General features: G+C 69.1%; 14 protein-coding genes. 7 read left to right on the top strand and 7 right to left on the bottom strand.

Going from position 1 to position 14,769, the window contains the following annotated elements; all coding sequences use genetic code 11:
* Window positions 1–213: 213 nt before the first annotated feature.
* Window positions 214–531, bottom strand: a complete 318-nt coding sequence (locus K6T50_RS12065; RefSeq protein ID WP_222606835.1) for a hypothetical protein — start codon at window positions 529–531, stop codon at window positions 214–216.
* Window positions 528–2,978: a penicillin acylase family protein gene (locus tag K6T50_RS12060; RefSeq protein ID WP_225935314.1), complete on the bottom strand. Its 2,451-nt coding sequence runs from the start codon at window positions 2,976–2,978 to the stop codon at window positions 528–530. Before K6T50_RS12060 ends, K6T50_RS12065 begins: the two co-directional genes overlap by 4 nt.
* Before the next feature lie 100 nt (window positions 2,979–3,078).
* Between K6T50_RS12060 and K6T50_RS12055 the strand changes: the two genes are divergently transcribed.
* The 4 genes from K6T50_RS12055 to thsB all read left to right on the top strand — a co-directional run bounded on the left by K6T50_RS12055 (window position 3,079) and on the right by thsB (window position 6,268).
* The gene (locus K6T50_RS12055) at window positions 3,079–3,714 is read left to right on the top strand and encodes an IS6 family transposase (protein ID WP_222606833.1); all 636 of its coding nucleotides are present in this window, start codon (window positions 3,079–3,081) and stop codon (window positions 3,712–3,714) included.
* A gap of 60 nt (window positions 3,715–3,774) precedes the next feature.
* Window positions 3,775–3,951, top strand: coding sequence for a hypothetical protein (locus tag K6T50_RS12050; protein ID WP_222606832.1), 177 nt, complete (start codon window positions 3,775–3,777; stop codon window positions 3,949–3,951).
* Window positions 3,952–4,006: 55 nt separating this feature from the next.
* Complete coding sequence (locus K6T50_RS12045; protein WP_222606831.1) at window positions 4,007–4,414, top strand: DUF7383 domain-containing protein; 408 nt, start codon at window positions 4,007–4,009, stop codon at window positions 4,412–4,414.
* 210 nt (window positions 4,415–4,624) lie between these two features.
* Window positions 4,625–6,268 carry a thermosome subunit beta gene (gene thsB, locus K6T50_RS12040; RefSeq protein WP_222608912.1) on the top strand — a complete coding sequence of 548 codons (1,644 nt, stop codon included), beginning with the start codon at window positions 4,625–4,627 and terminating at the stop codon, window positions 6,266–6,268.
* A gap of 162 nt (window positions 6,269–6,430) precedes the next feature.
* Here the strand turns inward: thsB and K6T50_RS12035 are convergent, their stop codons facing one another.
* Together K6T50_RS12035 and K6T50_RS12030 are read right to left on the bottom strand one after the other, a co-directional pair.
* Window positions 6,431–6,940 carry a hypothetical protein gene (locus K6T50_RS12035; protein WP_222606830.1) on the bottom strand — a complete coding sequence of 170 codons (510 nt, stop codon included), beginning with the start codon at window positions 6,938–6,940 and terminating at the stop codon, window positions 6,431–6,433.
* Window positions 6,941–7,073: 133 nt separating this feature from the next.
* Window positions 7,074–7,376, bottom strand: coding sequence for a hypothetical protein (locus K6T50_RS12030; RefSeq protein ID WP_222606829.1), 303 nt, complete (start codon window positions 7,374–7,376; stop codon window positions 7,074–7,076).
* A 251-nt stretch (window positions 7,377–7,627) separates the two neighbouring features.
* Here K6T50_RS12030 and K6T50_RS12025 point away from each other — a divergent pair, with 251 nt between their 5' ends.
* Entirely contained in the window at window positions 7,628–8,620 is a 993-nt protein-coding gene (locus tag K6T50_RS12025; RefSeq protein WP_222606828.1) for an ornithine cyclodeaminase family protein, read from the top strand.
* A 41-nt stretch (window positions 8,621–8,661) separates the two neighbouring features.
* Here K6T50_RS12025 and K6T50_RS12020 read toward each other — a convergent pair whose 3' ends face one another.
* Window positions 8,662–8,910, bottom strand: a complete 249-nt coding sequence (locus K6T50_RS12020; protein ID WP_225935313.1) for a DUF7535 family protein — start codon at window positions 8,908–8,910, stop codon at window positions 8,662–8,664.
* A gap of 111 nt (window positions 8,911–9,021) precedes the next feature.
* Here K6T50_RS12020 and K6T50_RS12015 point away from each other — a divergent pair, with 111 nt between their 5' ends.
* The gene (locus K6T50_RS12015) at window positions 9,022–10,290 is read left to right on the top strand and encodes an ATP-binding protein (RefSeq protein ID WP_222606827.1); all 1,269 of its coding nucleotides are present in this window, start codon (window positions 9,022–9,024) and stop codon (window positions 10,288–10,290) included.
* Between the two features lie 94 nt (window positions 10,291–10,384).
* Here K6T50_RS12015 and K6T50_RS12010 read toward each other — a convergent pair whose 3' ends face one another.
* Together K6T50_RS12010 and K6T50_RS12005 are read right to left on the bottom strand one after the other, a co-directional pair.
* Window positions 10,385–10,981, bottom strand: a complete 597-nt coding sequence (locus K6T50_RS12010) for a hypothetical protein (protein WP_222606826.1) — start codon at window positions 10,979–10,981, stop codon at window positions 10,385–10,387.
* 471 nt (window positions 10,982–11,452) lie between these two features.
* The gene (locus K6T50_RS12005; RefSeq protein ID WP_222606825.1) at window positions 11,453–11,923 is read right to left on the bottom strand and encodes a hypothetical protein; all 471 of its coding nucleotides are present in this window, start codon (window positions 11,921–11,923) and stop codon (window positions 11,453–11,455) included.
* Between the two features lie 141 nt (window positions 11,924–12,064).
* Between K6T50_RS12005 and leuS the strand changes: the two genes are divergently transcribed.
* Complete coding sequence (gene leuS / locus K6T50_RS12000; RefSeq protein WP_222606824.1) at window positions 12,065–14,764, top strand: leucine--tRNA ligase; 2,700 nt, start codon at window positions 12,065–12,067, stop codon at window positions 14,762–14,764.
* Window positions 14,765–14,769: the final 5 nt, after the last annotated feature.

Raw genomic sequence — 14,769 nt, 5'->3', positions numbered from 1 at the left:
CCACTCATTACGAGCGACCTGGGGTCGGAACCACTTAACGGGCGCGTCATCCGGCCCCGCGCGTCGCTCACGAGGGTTCAACTACCGGAACGGGACCAGTCGCCGCGTGACCTGACTCGGGTCGTCGGGGACCCAGGCGGGTGTGTGGTCCACCCCCGACGAACACGCAGCGAGACGGCCGAGGCCGCGACGCGAGGACCACCTGTCAGCCCCCTACACCACGCCGCGAGCGAGGCCGCCGACGACGCCCCCCACGACGGCGACGCCGACCGCGACGCCGAGCGGCCGCGTCATCGCGAGCGCCACGTCGAGTCCGCCTGCCAGCGACAGCGACGCCGCGGTCGCCGCGAGCGCGAGAAGGCCGAAGCCGACGCCGGCGGCGACGCCCCGGGCCGTCGTCCGCTGCGGGAGCGCGACCAGCGCCGCGCCCGCGACGAGACCGAGCCAGTGGACCGACGCCAGGCCGAGGCCGGCGATCAGCGCCAGCGCCGTCGCGATCCAGCGCGTCGGGCGGTCGCCTGCGGCGGTCACTCGTCGTCACCTCCGGCGAACCGGACCGCGAGGTCGCCGCGCATCTCCCGGTCCATCGGCTTGTACTCGCCGTCCGCCCAGCGACGCAACTGGCCGTCGTAGTCGTCGGCGTAGACGTTCCCGTCGTTGCCCCCGGGGAGGATGCACCGCGAGGTCGTGCCGTCCATCGGGCACACCTGTCGCCAGCTGCTGCCCGCGCCGGACTCGACGCGGAAGTTGAACAGCGTCGCCGCCGAGCCGTCGGTCGGGTAGCGCGGGTAGTTGAGGAACGACTGGTCGAACGGGTGGTCGATCGCGGTCCGATTGTAGTCGCCGTAGGTCTCCCAGCCGCCGGCGTCGACCTGTTCGCGTGCCGTCTCGAACGCGTCGGCCGCCGCGCTCGCGCGGTCGGGCTCGAACCACCCGTCGCCGAGCGTCGCGAGCACCCACTGGTTCGGGGCGTACGCGGACGGGTCGCGACGGTCGTCGAGTTCCGAGAGCCCGTCGGCGACGAACCGCCCCTCGTAGGCGTCGAGGAAGCGGACGAACAGCAGCGGCTCCCGGGCGTCGCGAGCGGCCTCGCCGTCCCAGTCGAGGACGGCATCGAGGTCCGAGCGCGCGTCGCCCGAGAGTTCCGTCCGAGCAGCCTGCAACACGTCTCGGTAGTGGTCGAGCCGACCGTCTCGCACGTCGCGCTGGAGGTCGCGCATGTCGGCGGGCGTCACGTCGCCGCGGTCGACGAGCGCGTCGAGCCGCTCCCACAACCGGATGCCACGGAACGGCTCGCTGTAGTTCTCGGCGAGGTAGTACGGGTAATCGGCGTCGTCGACGACGCGCTGGTTCGCGGTGCCGACGTAGTCGGGGTCGTCGTCGTGGGGCATCTCCTCGTACGGGATGAACCCCTCCCACGACGACTCGCCGTACGGCGTGTAGCCGGCCCACTCGCCCTCGCGGGCGGAGCCGTCGAACACGCGCGTTCCGGGCACCATCTCGCCGTCGGTCCGACGGATCGGGACGCGGCCGGTGACCCGGTAGCGGACCGAGCCCTCTCGGTCGGCGTAGACGAAACACTGCGTCGGCTCGCCGAAGTCGCGCAACGCCTCGTCGATGTCCTCGGCGCCTCGCGAGCGGTTGATCCCGAGGATGCCGTTGGTCGCGTTCGTCGCCGAGAGGCCGGTCCACGCGACGCCGAGCTCGCTCCGGAACTCGTCGCCGCCGGCGTCCGCGCCCAGCACCGCGCCGTGGACGGACTTCTTCACCTCGACTTCGCGGTCCGGCGCGCCGGCGACCTCGATCGTCCGGGTCTCGGTGTCGAACGATCGCCAGCGGTCGCCGTGGCGGTACTCCGTGCCGTCGTTGCGGGTCTCGTACTCGTAGAAGTCGATCACGTCGCAGCCGGCGTTGGTGAAGCCCCACGCGCCGCGGTCGTTCTCGCCGATGATCACGAACGGGACGCCCGGGAAGGTGACCCCGCGGACCCGATAGTCGGGGTGGCGGAGCACCTGCTCGTACCAGACCGGGGGCACCATCAGCGAGAGGTGCGGGTCGTTCGCCATGATCGGCGCGCCGCCCTCGGTGTGCTCGGCGCCCACCGCCCACGAGTTGGACCCCGCCCACTCCGGGGGCTCGACGGCCGAGAGCCGGCGGTCGAGTCCGGGGTCGGTCGCGACCGCGGCGCGACTGCTCCCGTCGCCGGCGTCGTTGGTGGCCGGAGGACGCCGTGCGGCATCGCCATTGGGGACCTCCCAGTCGTCGGTCGCGTCGGCGTGGCCGAGGATCGCCGCGTCGTGGTCCAGCCGGCCGGGCATGAGTGCCTCGGCCGCCTCGGCGCCCATCTCCGCCCGGAGCGTCTCCTTGCGGAGCGTCCGGAAGCTCCCGGTGAGCGTCCACGCGATCTGCTTCTCGGCCAGCATCACGTCCGCGGGCGTCCATGGCGCCGGCTCGTAGTCGAGGAGCTCGAACTCGACCGGCGCCGGGAGGTCCTCGCGGGCGCGGTTCACGCCCTCGCAGTACGCCTCGACGAGCGGGGCCGCCTCGGTGTCGCGCACGAGGTCCCACGTGGCCGCGGCGGCGGCCGCGAAGTCCATCCGGACGTGAAAGCGGTCGGAGTCGAGCGTCGCCTCGCCGACGACCTCCGAGAGCTGCCCGCGCAGCTGGCGTCGCTGGAGGTCCATCTGGAACAGCCGGTCGGCGCCGTGGGCGTAGCCGGCGGCGAAACACAGCGCTGCCTCCTCGTCCGCCTCGATACGGGGGACCGCCTCGTCGTCGTAGCGGAGGGTCGCCTCGCCGTGGGGGTTCCGGACGCGGGAGGGTGGATCGTCGCTCGCGGCGTCCCACGCCCCGCCCGACAGCGGCGCGAACGCCGAGAGGTAGCCGCGAACCGGACCGAGGGCGCCGCCAGCCGTCGCGCCGCCGGCGACGGCCGCCAACAGCGCCCGCCTCGTGAGATCGCCTGAACGTTCGGTCACACGCCCCGACGGGCGCGGGCTGTCATAAGTCCCGTCGGTGTGGGCGCGGCGGTGTTCAGATAAGGATGAAGAGTGAGGCGGAACGATATTTGAGTGGTTCATGCTCGAAATCGCCCGCCTCAACGGAGGTAGCGACTGCTTCGAGTTAGATTTTCTGGAGCGAGAGGCGACACCCGAGCCCGCGATGAAGCTCGGTATCCGACTCCATCTGGCTGGACTATCACTTTCGGATACCGTTTCGATTCTCGATAGGTTGGGTGTCAAGCGCTGTCGGACGACCGTCCATAACTGGGTGCAGAAGGCCGATCTACAGCCCCTCGATGGTGCGAACCCGGATCACGTCGCAGTTGACGAGACCGTGATCCAACTCAACGACGAACACTTCTGGCTGTACGCTGCTGTCGATCCCAACACGAACCGATTGCTGCACGTCAAGCTCTCTCCGACGAGAAATCAAGCGATCACCGAGATGTTCCTCGCCGAACTCCGCGACAAACATCTCGTCGATAACGCGGTCTTTCTCGTCGATTCTGCACCGTGGCTGCAAGCAGCTCTCCACCGCCACAGCCTCGAGTACAGGTACGAGAAACACGGTACTCGGAACAGCGTCGAACGTGTCTTTCGAGAACTAAAACGCCGAACCAACCAGTTCTCAAACTGTTTCAGCCACGCCGAAGCAGAGACTGCCGAAAATTGGCTTCAAGCGTTCGCCTTCGCATGGAATCAGCTTATCTGAACACTACCGTGGGCGCCCCGGAAAGATTCATAACCATGGGTGTAGTTGACACGGTTGTCAATGCCAGACACGAAGCGCGGACGCGAACGGCAGGGGCGCAAGAAGCTCGAGCAGTTGGAGCAACACCTCACCGAGCGAGAGATCGAGACGCTCGACGACGACGACGCGCTTCCGGAGTATCCCCCGGAGGACACCGGATCCGATCTGCTGTCCGCGCCGCCGCAGGAAGCGGAGTGACCGCGGGGCTGCGCGAAGAGCCGTCTTTTTGCCGCGCGGTCGCCAACTGCGGCCGATGACCGAACGCGCGACGTACGCCACCGTCTATCTCGGCGCACAGCTCTCGCCGACGGACTCGGAGCTGGATCTCGACTGGGCCGACGGCGCCGGCGACCGGACCGACGACCACGAGTTTCAGGTGCCGACCGATGATCCCCGCGAGGCGTACCTCGAGATCCAGGCGTTCGACGTCGCGGAGTACGGCCACGAGGTGCTCGTGAACGGGGAGCCGCTGTCCGGGTTCGACATCCCACCGAACGAGGGGTGGCAGCTGTGGACCGACACCGTGACCGGCGTCGACCTCCGCGAGGGAACGAACACGCTCGCGGTCTCGCGCGACACCGACACCGACGACGCGTTCGCCGTCGGGACGGTCCGCGTCCACTGGAAGGAACCCGTCGACGCCGCCGACGACAGTATATAAACTAGGCTTCCTGACCCGACGGATCGGTCGGATGTTCCACGGATATTGTCACCAGTTGGCACGGACCATAGGTCCGTAGTCGTGCGATTCTCCCGATTCGTCGAGCCGAGCGCGCGGTGAACCGCAACCACAGTCAAACCAAGGTTTTATGTAGAATCACAACCTCACTGACTCCCGTACATGAGCCAGCGACGAATGCAGGGACAGCCCATGATCATCATGGGTGAAGACTCCCAGCGGGTGAAGGACAAGGACGCGCAGGAATACAACATCTCCGCGGCGCGTGCCGTAGCCGAGGCCGTTCGTTCGACGCTCGGCCCGAAGGGGATGGACAAGATGCTCGTCGACTCGATGGGCGACGTGACCATCACGAACGACGGGGTCACCATCCTCCAGACGATGGACATCGACAACCCGACGGCCGAGATGATCGTCGAGGTCGCCGAGACCCAGGAGGACGAGGCCGGCGACGGGACGACGACGGCCGTCGCCATCGCGGGCGAACTCCTCAAGAACGCCGAGGACCTCCTCGAACAGGAGATCCACCCCACGGCGATCATCAAGGGCTTCCACCTCGCCAGCGAGCAGGCTCGCGCCGAGGTCGACGACATCGCGACCGCGGTCGACCCCGACGACGAGGATCTGATCACGAAGGTCGCCGAGACCTCCATGACCGGCAAGGGCGCGGAGCTGGAGAAGGAGGTCCTCGCGGACCTCGTCTACCGCGCGGTCGAGCAGGTCACCATCGAGGCCGACGACGGCTCCCACGTCGTCGACCTGGAGAACGTCGCGATGGAGACCCAGACCGGCCGCTCGGCCGGCGAGTCCGAGCTCCTGCAGGGTGCGGTCGTCGACAAGGACCCGCTCCACGACGACATGCCCTCGGAAGTCGAGGACGCGAACGTCCTCCTGCTCAACGACCCGATCGAGGTCGAGGAGGCCGACGTGGACACGCAGGTGTCCATCGACTCGCCCGACCAGCTCCAGCAGTTCCTCGACCAGGAGGAGGACCAGCTCAAACAGAAGGTCCAGCAGATCAAGGAGACGGGCGCGAACGTCGTCTTCTGTCAGAAGGGCGTCGACGACCTCGCCCAGCACTACCTCGCGAAGGAGGGAATCCTCGCGGCCCGCCGCGTGAAGAAGTCCGACCTGGGCTTCCTCAAGAACATCCTCGGCGGCAACATCGTCTCGGATCTGGACTCCGCGACCGCCGACGACCTCGGCCACGGCTCGGTGTCGCGTGACGACGCCGACGAGCTGTTCTACGTCGAGGGCGGCGCGGACGCCCACGGCGTCACGCTGCTGCTGCGCGGCTCGACCGACCACGTCGTCGACGAGCTGGAGCGCGGCGTCCAGGACGCCCTCGACGTCGTCTCCACGGCCGTCTCCGACGGCCGCATCGTCGCAGGCGGCGGCGCCATCGAGGTCGAGCTGGCCTCGCGCCTCCGCGACTTCGCCGACTCCGTCGAGGGTCGCGAGCAGCTCGCCGTCGAGGCGTTCGCCGACTCGCTGGAGCTCGTCCCGCGCGTCCTCGCCGAGAACGCCGGGCTCGACTCCATCGACACGCTGGTCGACCTGCGCGCCGCGCACGAGGCGGGCGACGAGACCGCCGGCCTGAACGTATTCTCCAGCGAGATCGAGGACACCTTCGACGCCGGTGTCGTCGAGACGGCCCACGCCAAGGAGCAGGCACTCTCCAGCGCCACCGAGGCCGCGAACCTCGTCCTCAAGATCGACGACATCATCGCCGCGGGCGACCTGTCCACCGGCGGCAACGACGACGAAGAGGGCGGCGCGCCCGGCGGCGGCATGGGCGGCATGGGCGGCATGGGCGGCATGGGCGGCGCGATGTGAAGCCGGGGACAGCCTAACCCACTCACACGCGTCCCGACCCGCCGCACCGCTCTCGACCGAACTCTCGACTTCTTTCGACGCCGCGACCGACCAGCCACGGCCCCGCAGTCCCGATCAGCGACGGCGCCGCGGTCGCTCGATCCGGCGGCGATGACGGCGAGATCAACAGATCGCGTAGTAGGGATACAGCTCTCCGTCTGTAGTGATCTCGACGTACACGTTCCCGTAGCACTTGGACGTCTGGATCGTGACCGACTCCGTCGTGTTCAGCGCGGTCGCCTCGACGGTGAACCGTTCGATCCCGTCGGGGTTCGCGTCGGCGGTGTCGTAGACGGCCTGCTCCCCGCCCGCGGCGACATCGTAGGTCCCCTCGTGGACGGTCTTGTTCGTCGCCTCGCGGACGACCGTCACCCGAACCGTCACGCTCCGGTTCCACTCGTTCCCCACGGTGATCTGGTGGCTGGCGTCCGGCTGTTCGGAGGCGTACTCCGTCCCGGGAGGCGTGTACGTCGGTGTCCTGTCGGGCGGCGTCGGCGACGCTGTCGGGGTCGGCGAGGCCGTCGGCCTCCCGTCGGCGGTCGGGTCGGTCCCCGGCGCCGGACCCCCGAGGCAGCCCGCCGTGACGATCACGACGACGAGCAGGGCCGCCAGCGGACTCGATCTGGAGGGCATACCACGCCGTCGTACAGCACAGCCCGGAAAGTGTCTTCTGGAGGGACAAACGGTCGTGTGACCGTATCGGCGCCCGCGAAAACGAGGTCAGGCCGCGTGAGGGCCGGGCGGGTCAGCGAACAGTTTCCACACGTTACGCGTCCGCGGCGTCGTCGGTACCGTCGTCAGCACCGTCGCCCGCGTCGCCGCCGGCGATGCCGGAGACGGCCTCGCCGAGGTTCTCGACGTTACCGTCGATGAACGAGCGGATCTGGTCGTGGATGTCGCTCACGAAGTCCGGGACGGGGTCGGGCAGTTCCGAGGGCGGGCCGGCCTGGCCGACCGCGCCGTCGTTCGAGCCCGCGTCCGCGGGGGCGTTCCCCGGGGCCGCGGCGGCGACACCGGTCACTGCGAGCAGGGCCGCGAGCGCGATCGCGGCGAGTTTCGTTCGGGTCATGTTGCGCTCGTCCCTGTGGCCTCCGGGGTAAAGAGGGGTGCAGACCGGAAAGCCGAATTCGGGTGTTTCGCCCCTCGATAAGCCCGATTAAGTCGGGTTAATGCGAGAGATGACGTCACCGCCGGGGGTCGGCGCCGGAGCCACCGTCACCCCCGTCGCGACCCCCCGTCGTTGACCCGACGCGCGTGCTGTCCCTGGGACCGCGACGCCGTACCGGTGGCTTCTAATCGGCCCGAGCAATTCTTGCGAGCATGAAGACGCTGCTGCTCAACAGCGACGACGTGCACGAGAACGCCGCGATGGAGGAACTCGTGCCGGCCATCGAGAAGGCGTTCGCCGCCTACCAGCGCGGGGACGCCCAGATGCCCCCCAAGAGCTACATCGACCTCCCGACGTACAACGGCGACTTCCGGTCGATGCCCGCCTACCTCGATGCCGGCGAGTGGGACGCGGCGGGCGTGAAGTGGGTCAACGTCCACACCGACAACGAGGAGCAGTACGACCTCCCGACGGTGATGGGGACGATGATCTACTCGGATCCGAAAAACGCCTTCCCGCTGGCGATCCTCGACGGCACGGAGCTGACGATGAAGCGCACGGGCGCCGCGGCCGCCGTCGCCACCGACCACCTCGCGGTCGCTGACGCCTCCTCGCTGGGCATCGTCGGCGCGGGCGCGCAGTCGTACACCCAACTGGAGGCCATCGCCGCCGTCCGCGACATCGAGGAGGTCGTCATCTCCGACCTCTCGGAGGAACGGGTCGCCCGCTTCATGGACGCGTTCGAGGACCGCTTCGACGTGCGCGCCGGCTCCGTCGAGGAGGCCGCCGCCTGCGACGTGCTCTCGACGGTGACGCCCGTCGAGGATCCCATCGTTTCGCGCGAGGCCGTCGGCGACCACACCCACATCAACGCGATGGGCGCCGACGCCGAGGGGAAACACGAACTCGCCGACGAGGTGCTGTTGGACGCGAAGCTCGTCATCGACGACTACGAGCAGACCACCCACTCGGGGGAGATCAACGTCCCCTACGCGGCGGGCGTCCTCGGCGACGACGACATCTACGGCCAGATCGGCGAGATCGTCGTGGGGGAGAAGGACGGCCGTACCGACGCCGACGGGATCACCGTCTTCGACTCGACGGGCCTCGCGATCCAGGACGTCGCGGCGGCTCACGTCGTCTACGAGCACGCGAACGAGCGCGACAACGGCTACGCGTTCGACCTGCTCGGGCTGGCGGAGTAGATCCGTCGACAGTCACGGACGGCGTCTCGCTCCGCGGGGGCTTACTCCCCAGTGTCCGCGTCGCCGGTGATCACCTCGATCACCTTCGTCACGCCCCAGACGACCAGAATAAACGGCAACAGCGGGAACAGCAACACCAGCATCCCGAGGAACACCGCCCAGCCGATCGTGTTCATTTCGTCGTCCTCGTGAGAAGTGTACCCGGGCGTCACAGTCCGGTAGACCTTCGTGACCAGCCCGGGGTCCTCTCCCTCCGCGGGCTCCTTCACGGTGTCGATGTCCGTGCTCATGTCCGACCATAGGCTCGCTGACAGGATACCTGTTACGGGGTCGCGGGCGTCGGAGGTGACCGGCGCGGTGCCCCCTGAAGGCTTATGTCGGTGTCGTCGGTTGCTCCGCTCATGCCGGACCGTGACGCGCCGATCGCGCCCACAGTCGACGGGTTCGAGCTCCCCGTCACCGGGGTGTTGACCGGCCGCGGGGCGGTGTTCGGGAAGAGCGGGTCCGGAAAGAGCAACACCGTCACCGTGATCCTGGAGGAGCTGCTCGAGCGCGACCTCGGCTGTCTGGTCGTCGACTCCGACGGGGAGTACTTCGGCCTCAAGGAGTCGTACGAGGTCGTTCGCGCCGGCGACACCGACGACTGCGACGTTCGCGTCGGCCCGGGGGACGCGGAAGCGCTCGCCCGGCTCGCGCTGGACGAGTCGGTTCCGGTCGTTCTGGACCTCTCGGGGTACCTCGACGCCGACGTCGTCGATGCCCTCGTGGAGGAGACCCTGAAGCACCTCTTTCACCTGGAAAACGAGCGGAAACAGCCCTTCCTGGTGGTGCTGGAGGAGGCCCACGAGTACGTCCCGCAGTCGGGACGCTCCGACGACCTCGCGGAGACGGTCATCCGGGTGGCGAAGCGCGGTCGCAAGCGCGGTCTGGGAATGCTCGCGGTGAGTCAGCGACCCGCGGCCGTGGACAAGGACTTCATCACCCAGTGCAACTGGCTCGTCTGGCACCGCCTCACCTGGAACAACGACGTGGAGGTCGTGCGCAAGCACCTCGACGCGTCGTACGCGAACCGCATCGAGTCGCTCGACGCCGGCGAGGCGTTCGTCGTCGGCGACTGGGCCGACGGGGTCCACGAGGTCCGGTTCCGCCGCAAGGAGACGTACGACGCCGGGGCGACCCCGGGGTTCGAGTCGACCGACCCGCCGGAGTTGCGACCCCTCCCGCCGGGACTCCTCGACGGGATCGGCGGCGACGCCGACCCGGAGCGGTCCGGGGCGGGAACCGATCCCGGATCGGACACGGACGCGGGCACGGACACGGTCACACCCGAGACGGACGACTCGGGGGCGACCACCCGGACTGGCGGCACCCGGGACGCTGACGCGGGCGACACCGGCCGTTCCGGATCGAGAACGACGAGCGAGCGGGACGACATCGTTTGGGAGGCCGGGCAGCTGGTGACCTACCTCATTCGAGTCGGCTATCGCGGCTTCCGGACGGCGCTTCGACGGCTGTCGGCGACGACGGCGCGGACGACGCGCCGCGTCGGCACCGCCACGGCCGCCGGTCTCCGGTCCGACGACGACCGTCGAGTGTCGACCGACCCCCAGGTGGTCGTCCTCCTGCTGCTCGTCGTGTTGGCGATCGTCGTGGGCGTCTGGCTCGTCTGAGTCCGGGCGGGGCACGCCGGTCGGAGACGACCAGCGATCGCGGGATCCGGCACCGATCCTCGGAACCCCGCCGAGCGACGCCGGCGGGACGGACTCACTCGAGGCCGATGTGCCGGTATCGACGGAACAGGTAGACCGGTCCGGAGACGGCCGAGGCCGTCGTCATCCCGACGATCGCGGCGCCCGCCAGCGCCGGGACCGTCAGTGACCCGGGCGAGAGCCCCCCGCCGGCGGCCAGCAGGACCGCCGTCGACACGGTGCCGCCGCCCGCGACGTACGGGAGCGCCGTCGGCTGCCACGTCGAGCCCTCGCCCGACACGGTCCGGGCGTCGGCCACCATGAAGTAGGTCCCCGTGCCGGCCGTCAGGACGAAGAACACGCCCGCGCTCGCGGCGACCTGCGGGCCGTACGCCGGCGGCAATCCGGCGAAGACGTCCGCGGCGATGGCGACGAGGAGAACGGTCCCGAGCAGCGTCGGGACGTAGAGGAACCACCAGGGGCTCGCGAACAGCGAGGGGTCGCCACGGAGGTCCTCCTCGACGACGTCCACGTCCCTCGCGGTCAACTGCCCGTCCTCCGGGATCACAACGCGCGGTCGTCCCTCCTCGATCCTGACCTCGATCCTGTCGTTCAACGCTCCGGTCACGATCCGCTCCTCGCCGGAGTCGTCGCTGATCCGTATCTCTCCCATCAGGGCGGCACCCCCGGCGCCGCCGCTGTGGCGGGGCGGTCGCGGCGGACGCTGGCGGCGACCGCGTCCGTCCGGGTCCGTCTCGTTCGTGTTTGAACGTCTGTCATGTGTTGGCACGTCCGTCATCGGTTGAACGCGGTGACACCGGTCCGCGCGAGCCGCCGAAGCAGCGTTCCCACTGGGGAAACGTTTATCCGCTCCGGAAGAGAACGATCGGTTGTCCTACGACCTCCGTTCTCCGTGCAGTTGTCCTCTGTAGCGACTCGCAGGTCGGCGGGAGCCGGTATTAGTCTTGTGACGAGCCACGGGTTCGGTCCGCGGATCGGTCTCAATCAGCTTCTTCTACGGTGATTTCGGCAGTTTCAGGTATCGGGTCGGACCGGTGCCAGCGAGACGACCCCGTCGCTTGCGGCGTATCTCTCCCCCCGCCACGGCGCCGCGGCTGCGACCCGATCGCTCCGGCGACCGCGATCACTCCGACGACTTCGATCGCTCCGGCGACTCCGAGCCCGCGAGGAACGGATCCCCGATCAGTTCGCGCCAGTGGGTGACGAGCCAGAAGCCCACGCCGGTCACGATCATCCCCGCGGACAGGAAGTAGATCACTAGGTGGGAGCCGAACACGGCCGCCGGGGACCGAACCGCGTAGACGACGCCCTCGGCGCCGAGGCCGAACAGCACGAACGCCACCGCCCCGAACCCCAGCCCGGAGAACAGCACTGTCCTCGCATCGGCGTCGTACCGGGAGAACAGGTAGATCGCGGCGACGAACGTCACCGCGAACACGAGCGTGTACAGCGGGAGTCTCGATCCCGTGTCGGTGACGCTGCCCCGAAGCAGCCCGAGGATCCCGACGAACGCGGCGGTCAACACCGCCGTGAACGACAACACGACGCCCCCCGCCCGGATCCATCGACGACCGCTCACAGGGCCCCTCGCCATGAGGTGGGGTGAGAGGCGACCGAGAAAAAGCCTCCGTCGGTGCCGGACCCGGGGGTCGGTTCGCATGTCACGTGGTGGCAACTACCGCCGTGTTCGATGGAAAGGTATAGGGGCGGAAGCGGCCGAACGAGGAAGTAAGAAATGTCCGAGGAGGGTTACGACCACGCGGCGGTCGAACGACGCTGGCAGGAGGCGTGGGCGGCGGCCGACGCCTACCGGACGCCGGACGACGCCGAGGACCCGACGTACGTGCTGGGGATGTTCCCGTACCCGTCGGGGAAGCTCCACATGGGCCACGTCCGCAACTACACCATCACGGACGCGTACGCCCGCTACCGGCGGATGCAGGGCGAGGACGTGCTCCACCCGATGGGGTGGGACTCCTTCGGGCTGCCCGCCGAGAACGCCGCCAAGGAGCGCGACTCGAACCCCCGCGACTGGACGATGGACTGCATCGAGACCATGCGCGGGCAGATGGAGGCGATGGGCTTCGGCTACGACTGGGAGCGGGAGATCACCACCTGCGAGCCGGAGTACTACCGCTGGAACCAGTGGCTGTTCCAGCAGTTCCACGAGGAGGGGCTGGTCGAGCGTCGCGCCGCCGAGGTCAACTGGTGTCCCTCCTGTGAGACGGTACTGGCCGACGAGCAGGTCGAGGGCGAGGAGGAACGCTGCTGGCGCTGTGACACGCTGGTCGAACAGCGCGAGCTGGACCAGTGGACGCTGGGCATCACCGAGTACGCCGACGAGCTGCGTTCGGCCATCGACGACCTGGAGGGGTGGCCCGACAGCGTCCGCGAGATGCAGCGCAACTGGATCGGCAAGCAGGAGGGCTCCCGCGTCGAGTTCGACATCGGGAACCACGGGCCGGTCGAGGCGTTCACCACCCGACTGGACACCATCTACGGCGCGACGTTCTTCGCGCTGGCCCCGGACCACCCCATCTCGGAGGAGCTGGCCGCCGAGGACGACGAGGTCGCCCACTTCATCGAGGAGGTGGCCGACCCCGACGGCGACGAGCCCAACGGGATCGAGACGGACCTGACCGCCACCAACCCCGCGACCGGCGAGGAGGTGCCCGTCTTCGTCGCCGACTTCGTCCTCTCGGACGTGGGCACGGGCGCGCTGATGGGCGTCCCCGGCCACGACGAGCGCGACCACGCGTTCGCCGAGCGCATGGGCGTCGACATCGTCCCCGTCGTCGCACCCGAGCCGGAGGAGGGCGGCGACGGCGACGCCGAGCCGGAGGCGCCGGACGTGAGCGAGGGCGCCTACACCGAGGACGGCGTGCTGGTCAACAGCGGCGAGTACGACGGTCTGTCCAGCGCCGAGGCGCGCGAGGCGCTGACGGCGGACATCGACTCGGCGGAGTTCCACACGCAGTACCGCCTGCGCGACTGGCTGATCTCCCGGCAGCGCTACTGGGGCACCCCGATCCCGGTGATCCACTGCGACGACTGCGGCCCCGTGATGGTCCCCGAGGAGGACCTGCCGGTCGAGCTGCCGGAGTTCGTCAACACGACGGGGAACCCGCTGGACGAGGCCCACGAGTGGAAACACACGACCTGTCCCGACTGCGGCGCCGACGCGGTGCGGGAGACGGACACGATGGACACGTTCGTCGACTCCTCGTGGTACTTCCTGCGCTACGTCTCGCCGGACCTAGACGAGGCGCCGTTCGACGCCGAGCGCGCGAACGACTGGATGCCCGTCGACCAGTACGTCGGCGGGCTGGAGCACGCGGTGATGCACCTGCTGTACGCGCGCTTCGCCACGAAGGCCATCGCGGACATGGACATGCTGGAGCACCGGGAGCCGTTCACGAACCTGCTGGGGCAGGGGATGGTGCAGCTGGAGGGCGAGAAGATGTCCAAGTCGAAGGGCAACACCGTCTCCCCGCAGCGCATCGTCGACGAGTACGGCGCGGACACCGCGCGGCTGTTCATGATGCAGGCCGCCCGCCCGGACACGGCGTTCGACTGGTCCGAGGAGGGCGTCAAGTCGACCCACCGGTTCCTGGGTCGGCTGGCCGACACCGTGCGGTCGTTCGCCGGGAGCGACGCAGGCGGCGTCGACGCGGGCGGCGCCGGCGGGGACGACGACACCGATCCGGCCGCGCGGTACGTCCGCTCGGAGGTCGACGCCGCGGTCGCCGTCGCCACCGAGAACTTCGACGATCTGGGCTTCGACCTGGCGACGCGGGAGGCCCAGCAGTTGGTCGGCACGCTTCGCAGCTACCGCGCGTACGTCGACGAGGTGCACGCCCCCACCTTCGATCGGGGATTGACGGTCGCGCTGAAGCTGCTGGCGCCGGTCGCGCCGCACCTGACCGAGGAGCTGTACGCGGAGCTGACCGGCGACGGGGAGGGGATGCTGGTCGACGCCGACTGGCCGACCGCCGAGGTCGACACCGACGAGGCCGAAAAGCGCCGCCAGCTGGTCGAGAACACCCGCGAGGACGTCCGCAACATCGTCGACGTGGCGGGGATCGACGACCCCGAGCGGGTCGACGTGGTCGTCGCCCCCGAGTGGAAACACGAGGCGCTGGCGATCGCGATCGACAGCGACGCCGACAACCTGGTCGGCGAACTGATGCAGACGCCCGAGATCCAGCGGCACGGCTCCGCCGCGTCCGACTACGCGAAGGACCTGCAGGCCGAGCGCGAGGCGCTGCGTCCCGCGCTGGCACCCGACCGCGAGCACGAGGCGCTGGAGGCCGCCGCGTGGCTGATCGAGCGCGAGTTCGAGGCGCCGGTTAGAGTGCTGTCGGCCGAGGAAGCCGACGACGCGGTCGCGAACAAGGCCGAGCCGGGTCGTCCCGCGATCGACATCGCGGAGTAGGGAGG

Source organism: Halobaculum magnesiiphilum (assembly GCF_019823105.1).
Taxonomy (GTDB): Archaea; Halobacteriota; Halobacteria; order Halobacteriales; family Haloferacaceae; genus Halobaculum; species Halobaculum magnesiiphilum.
Note: the sequence above shows the minus strand (reverse complement) of the source record. Positions and strands in the feature narration are given on the sequence as shown.

Coding starts and splice junctions, on each gene's coding strand:
- K6T50_RS12045 (WP_222606831.1), top strand. CDS start 4,007: ATGACCGAACGCGCGACGTACGCCACCGTCTATCTCGGCGCACAGCTC.
- K6T50_RS12050 (WP_222606832.1), top strand. CDS start 3,775: ATGCCAGACACGAAGCGCGGACGCGAACGGCAGGGGCGCAAGAAGCTC.
- K6T50_RS12020 (WP_225935313.1), bottom strand. CDS start 8,910: ATGAGCACGGACATCGACACCGTGAAGGAGCCCGCGGAGGGAGAGGAC.
- K6T50_RS12010 (WP_222606826.1), bottom strand. CDS start 10,981: ATGGGAGAGATACGGATCAGCGACGACTCCGGCGAGGAGCGGATCGTG.
- K6T50_RS12055 (WP_222606833.1), top strand. CDS start 3,079: ATGCTCGAAATCGCCCGCCTCAACGGAGGTAGCGACTGCTTCGAGTTA.
- leuS (WP_222606824.1), top strand. CDS start 12,065: ATGTCCGAGGAGGGTTACGACCACGCGGCGGTCGAACGACGCTGGCAG.
- K6T50_RS12030 (WP_222606829.1), bottom strand. CDS start 7,376: ATGACCCGAACGAAACTCGCCGCGATCGCGCTCGCGGCCCTGCTCGCA.
- K6T50_RS12015 (WP_222606827.1), top strand. CDS start 9,022: ATGCCGGACCGTGACGCGCCGATCGCGCCCACAGTCGACGGGTTCGAG.
- K6T50_RS12025 (WP_222606828.1), top strand. CDS start 7,628: ATGAAGACGCTGCTGCTCAACAGCGACGACGTGCACGAGAACGCCGCG.
- K6T50_RS12035 (WP_222606830.1), bottom strand. CDS start 6,940: ATGCCCTCCAGATCGAGTCCGCTGGCGGCCCTGCTCGTCGTCGTGATC.
- thsB (WP_222608912.1), top strand. CDS start 4,625: ATGATCATCATGGGTGAAGACTCCCAGCGGGTGAAGGACAAGGACGCG.
- K6T50_RS12005 (WP_222606825.1), bottom strand. CDS start 11,923: ATGGCGAGGGGCCCTGTGAGCGGTCGTCGATGGATCCGGGCGGGGGGC.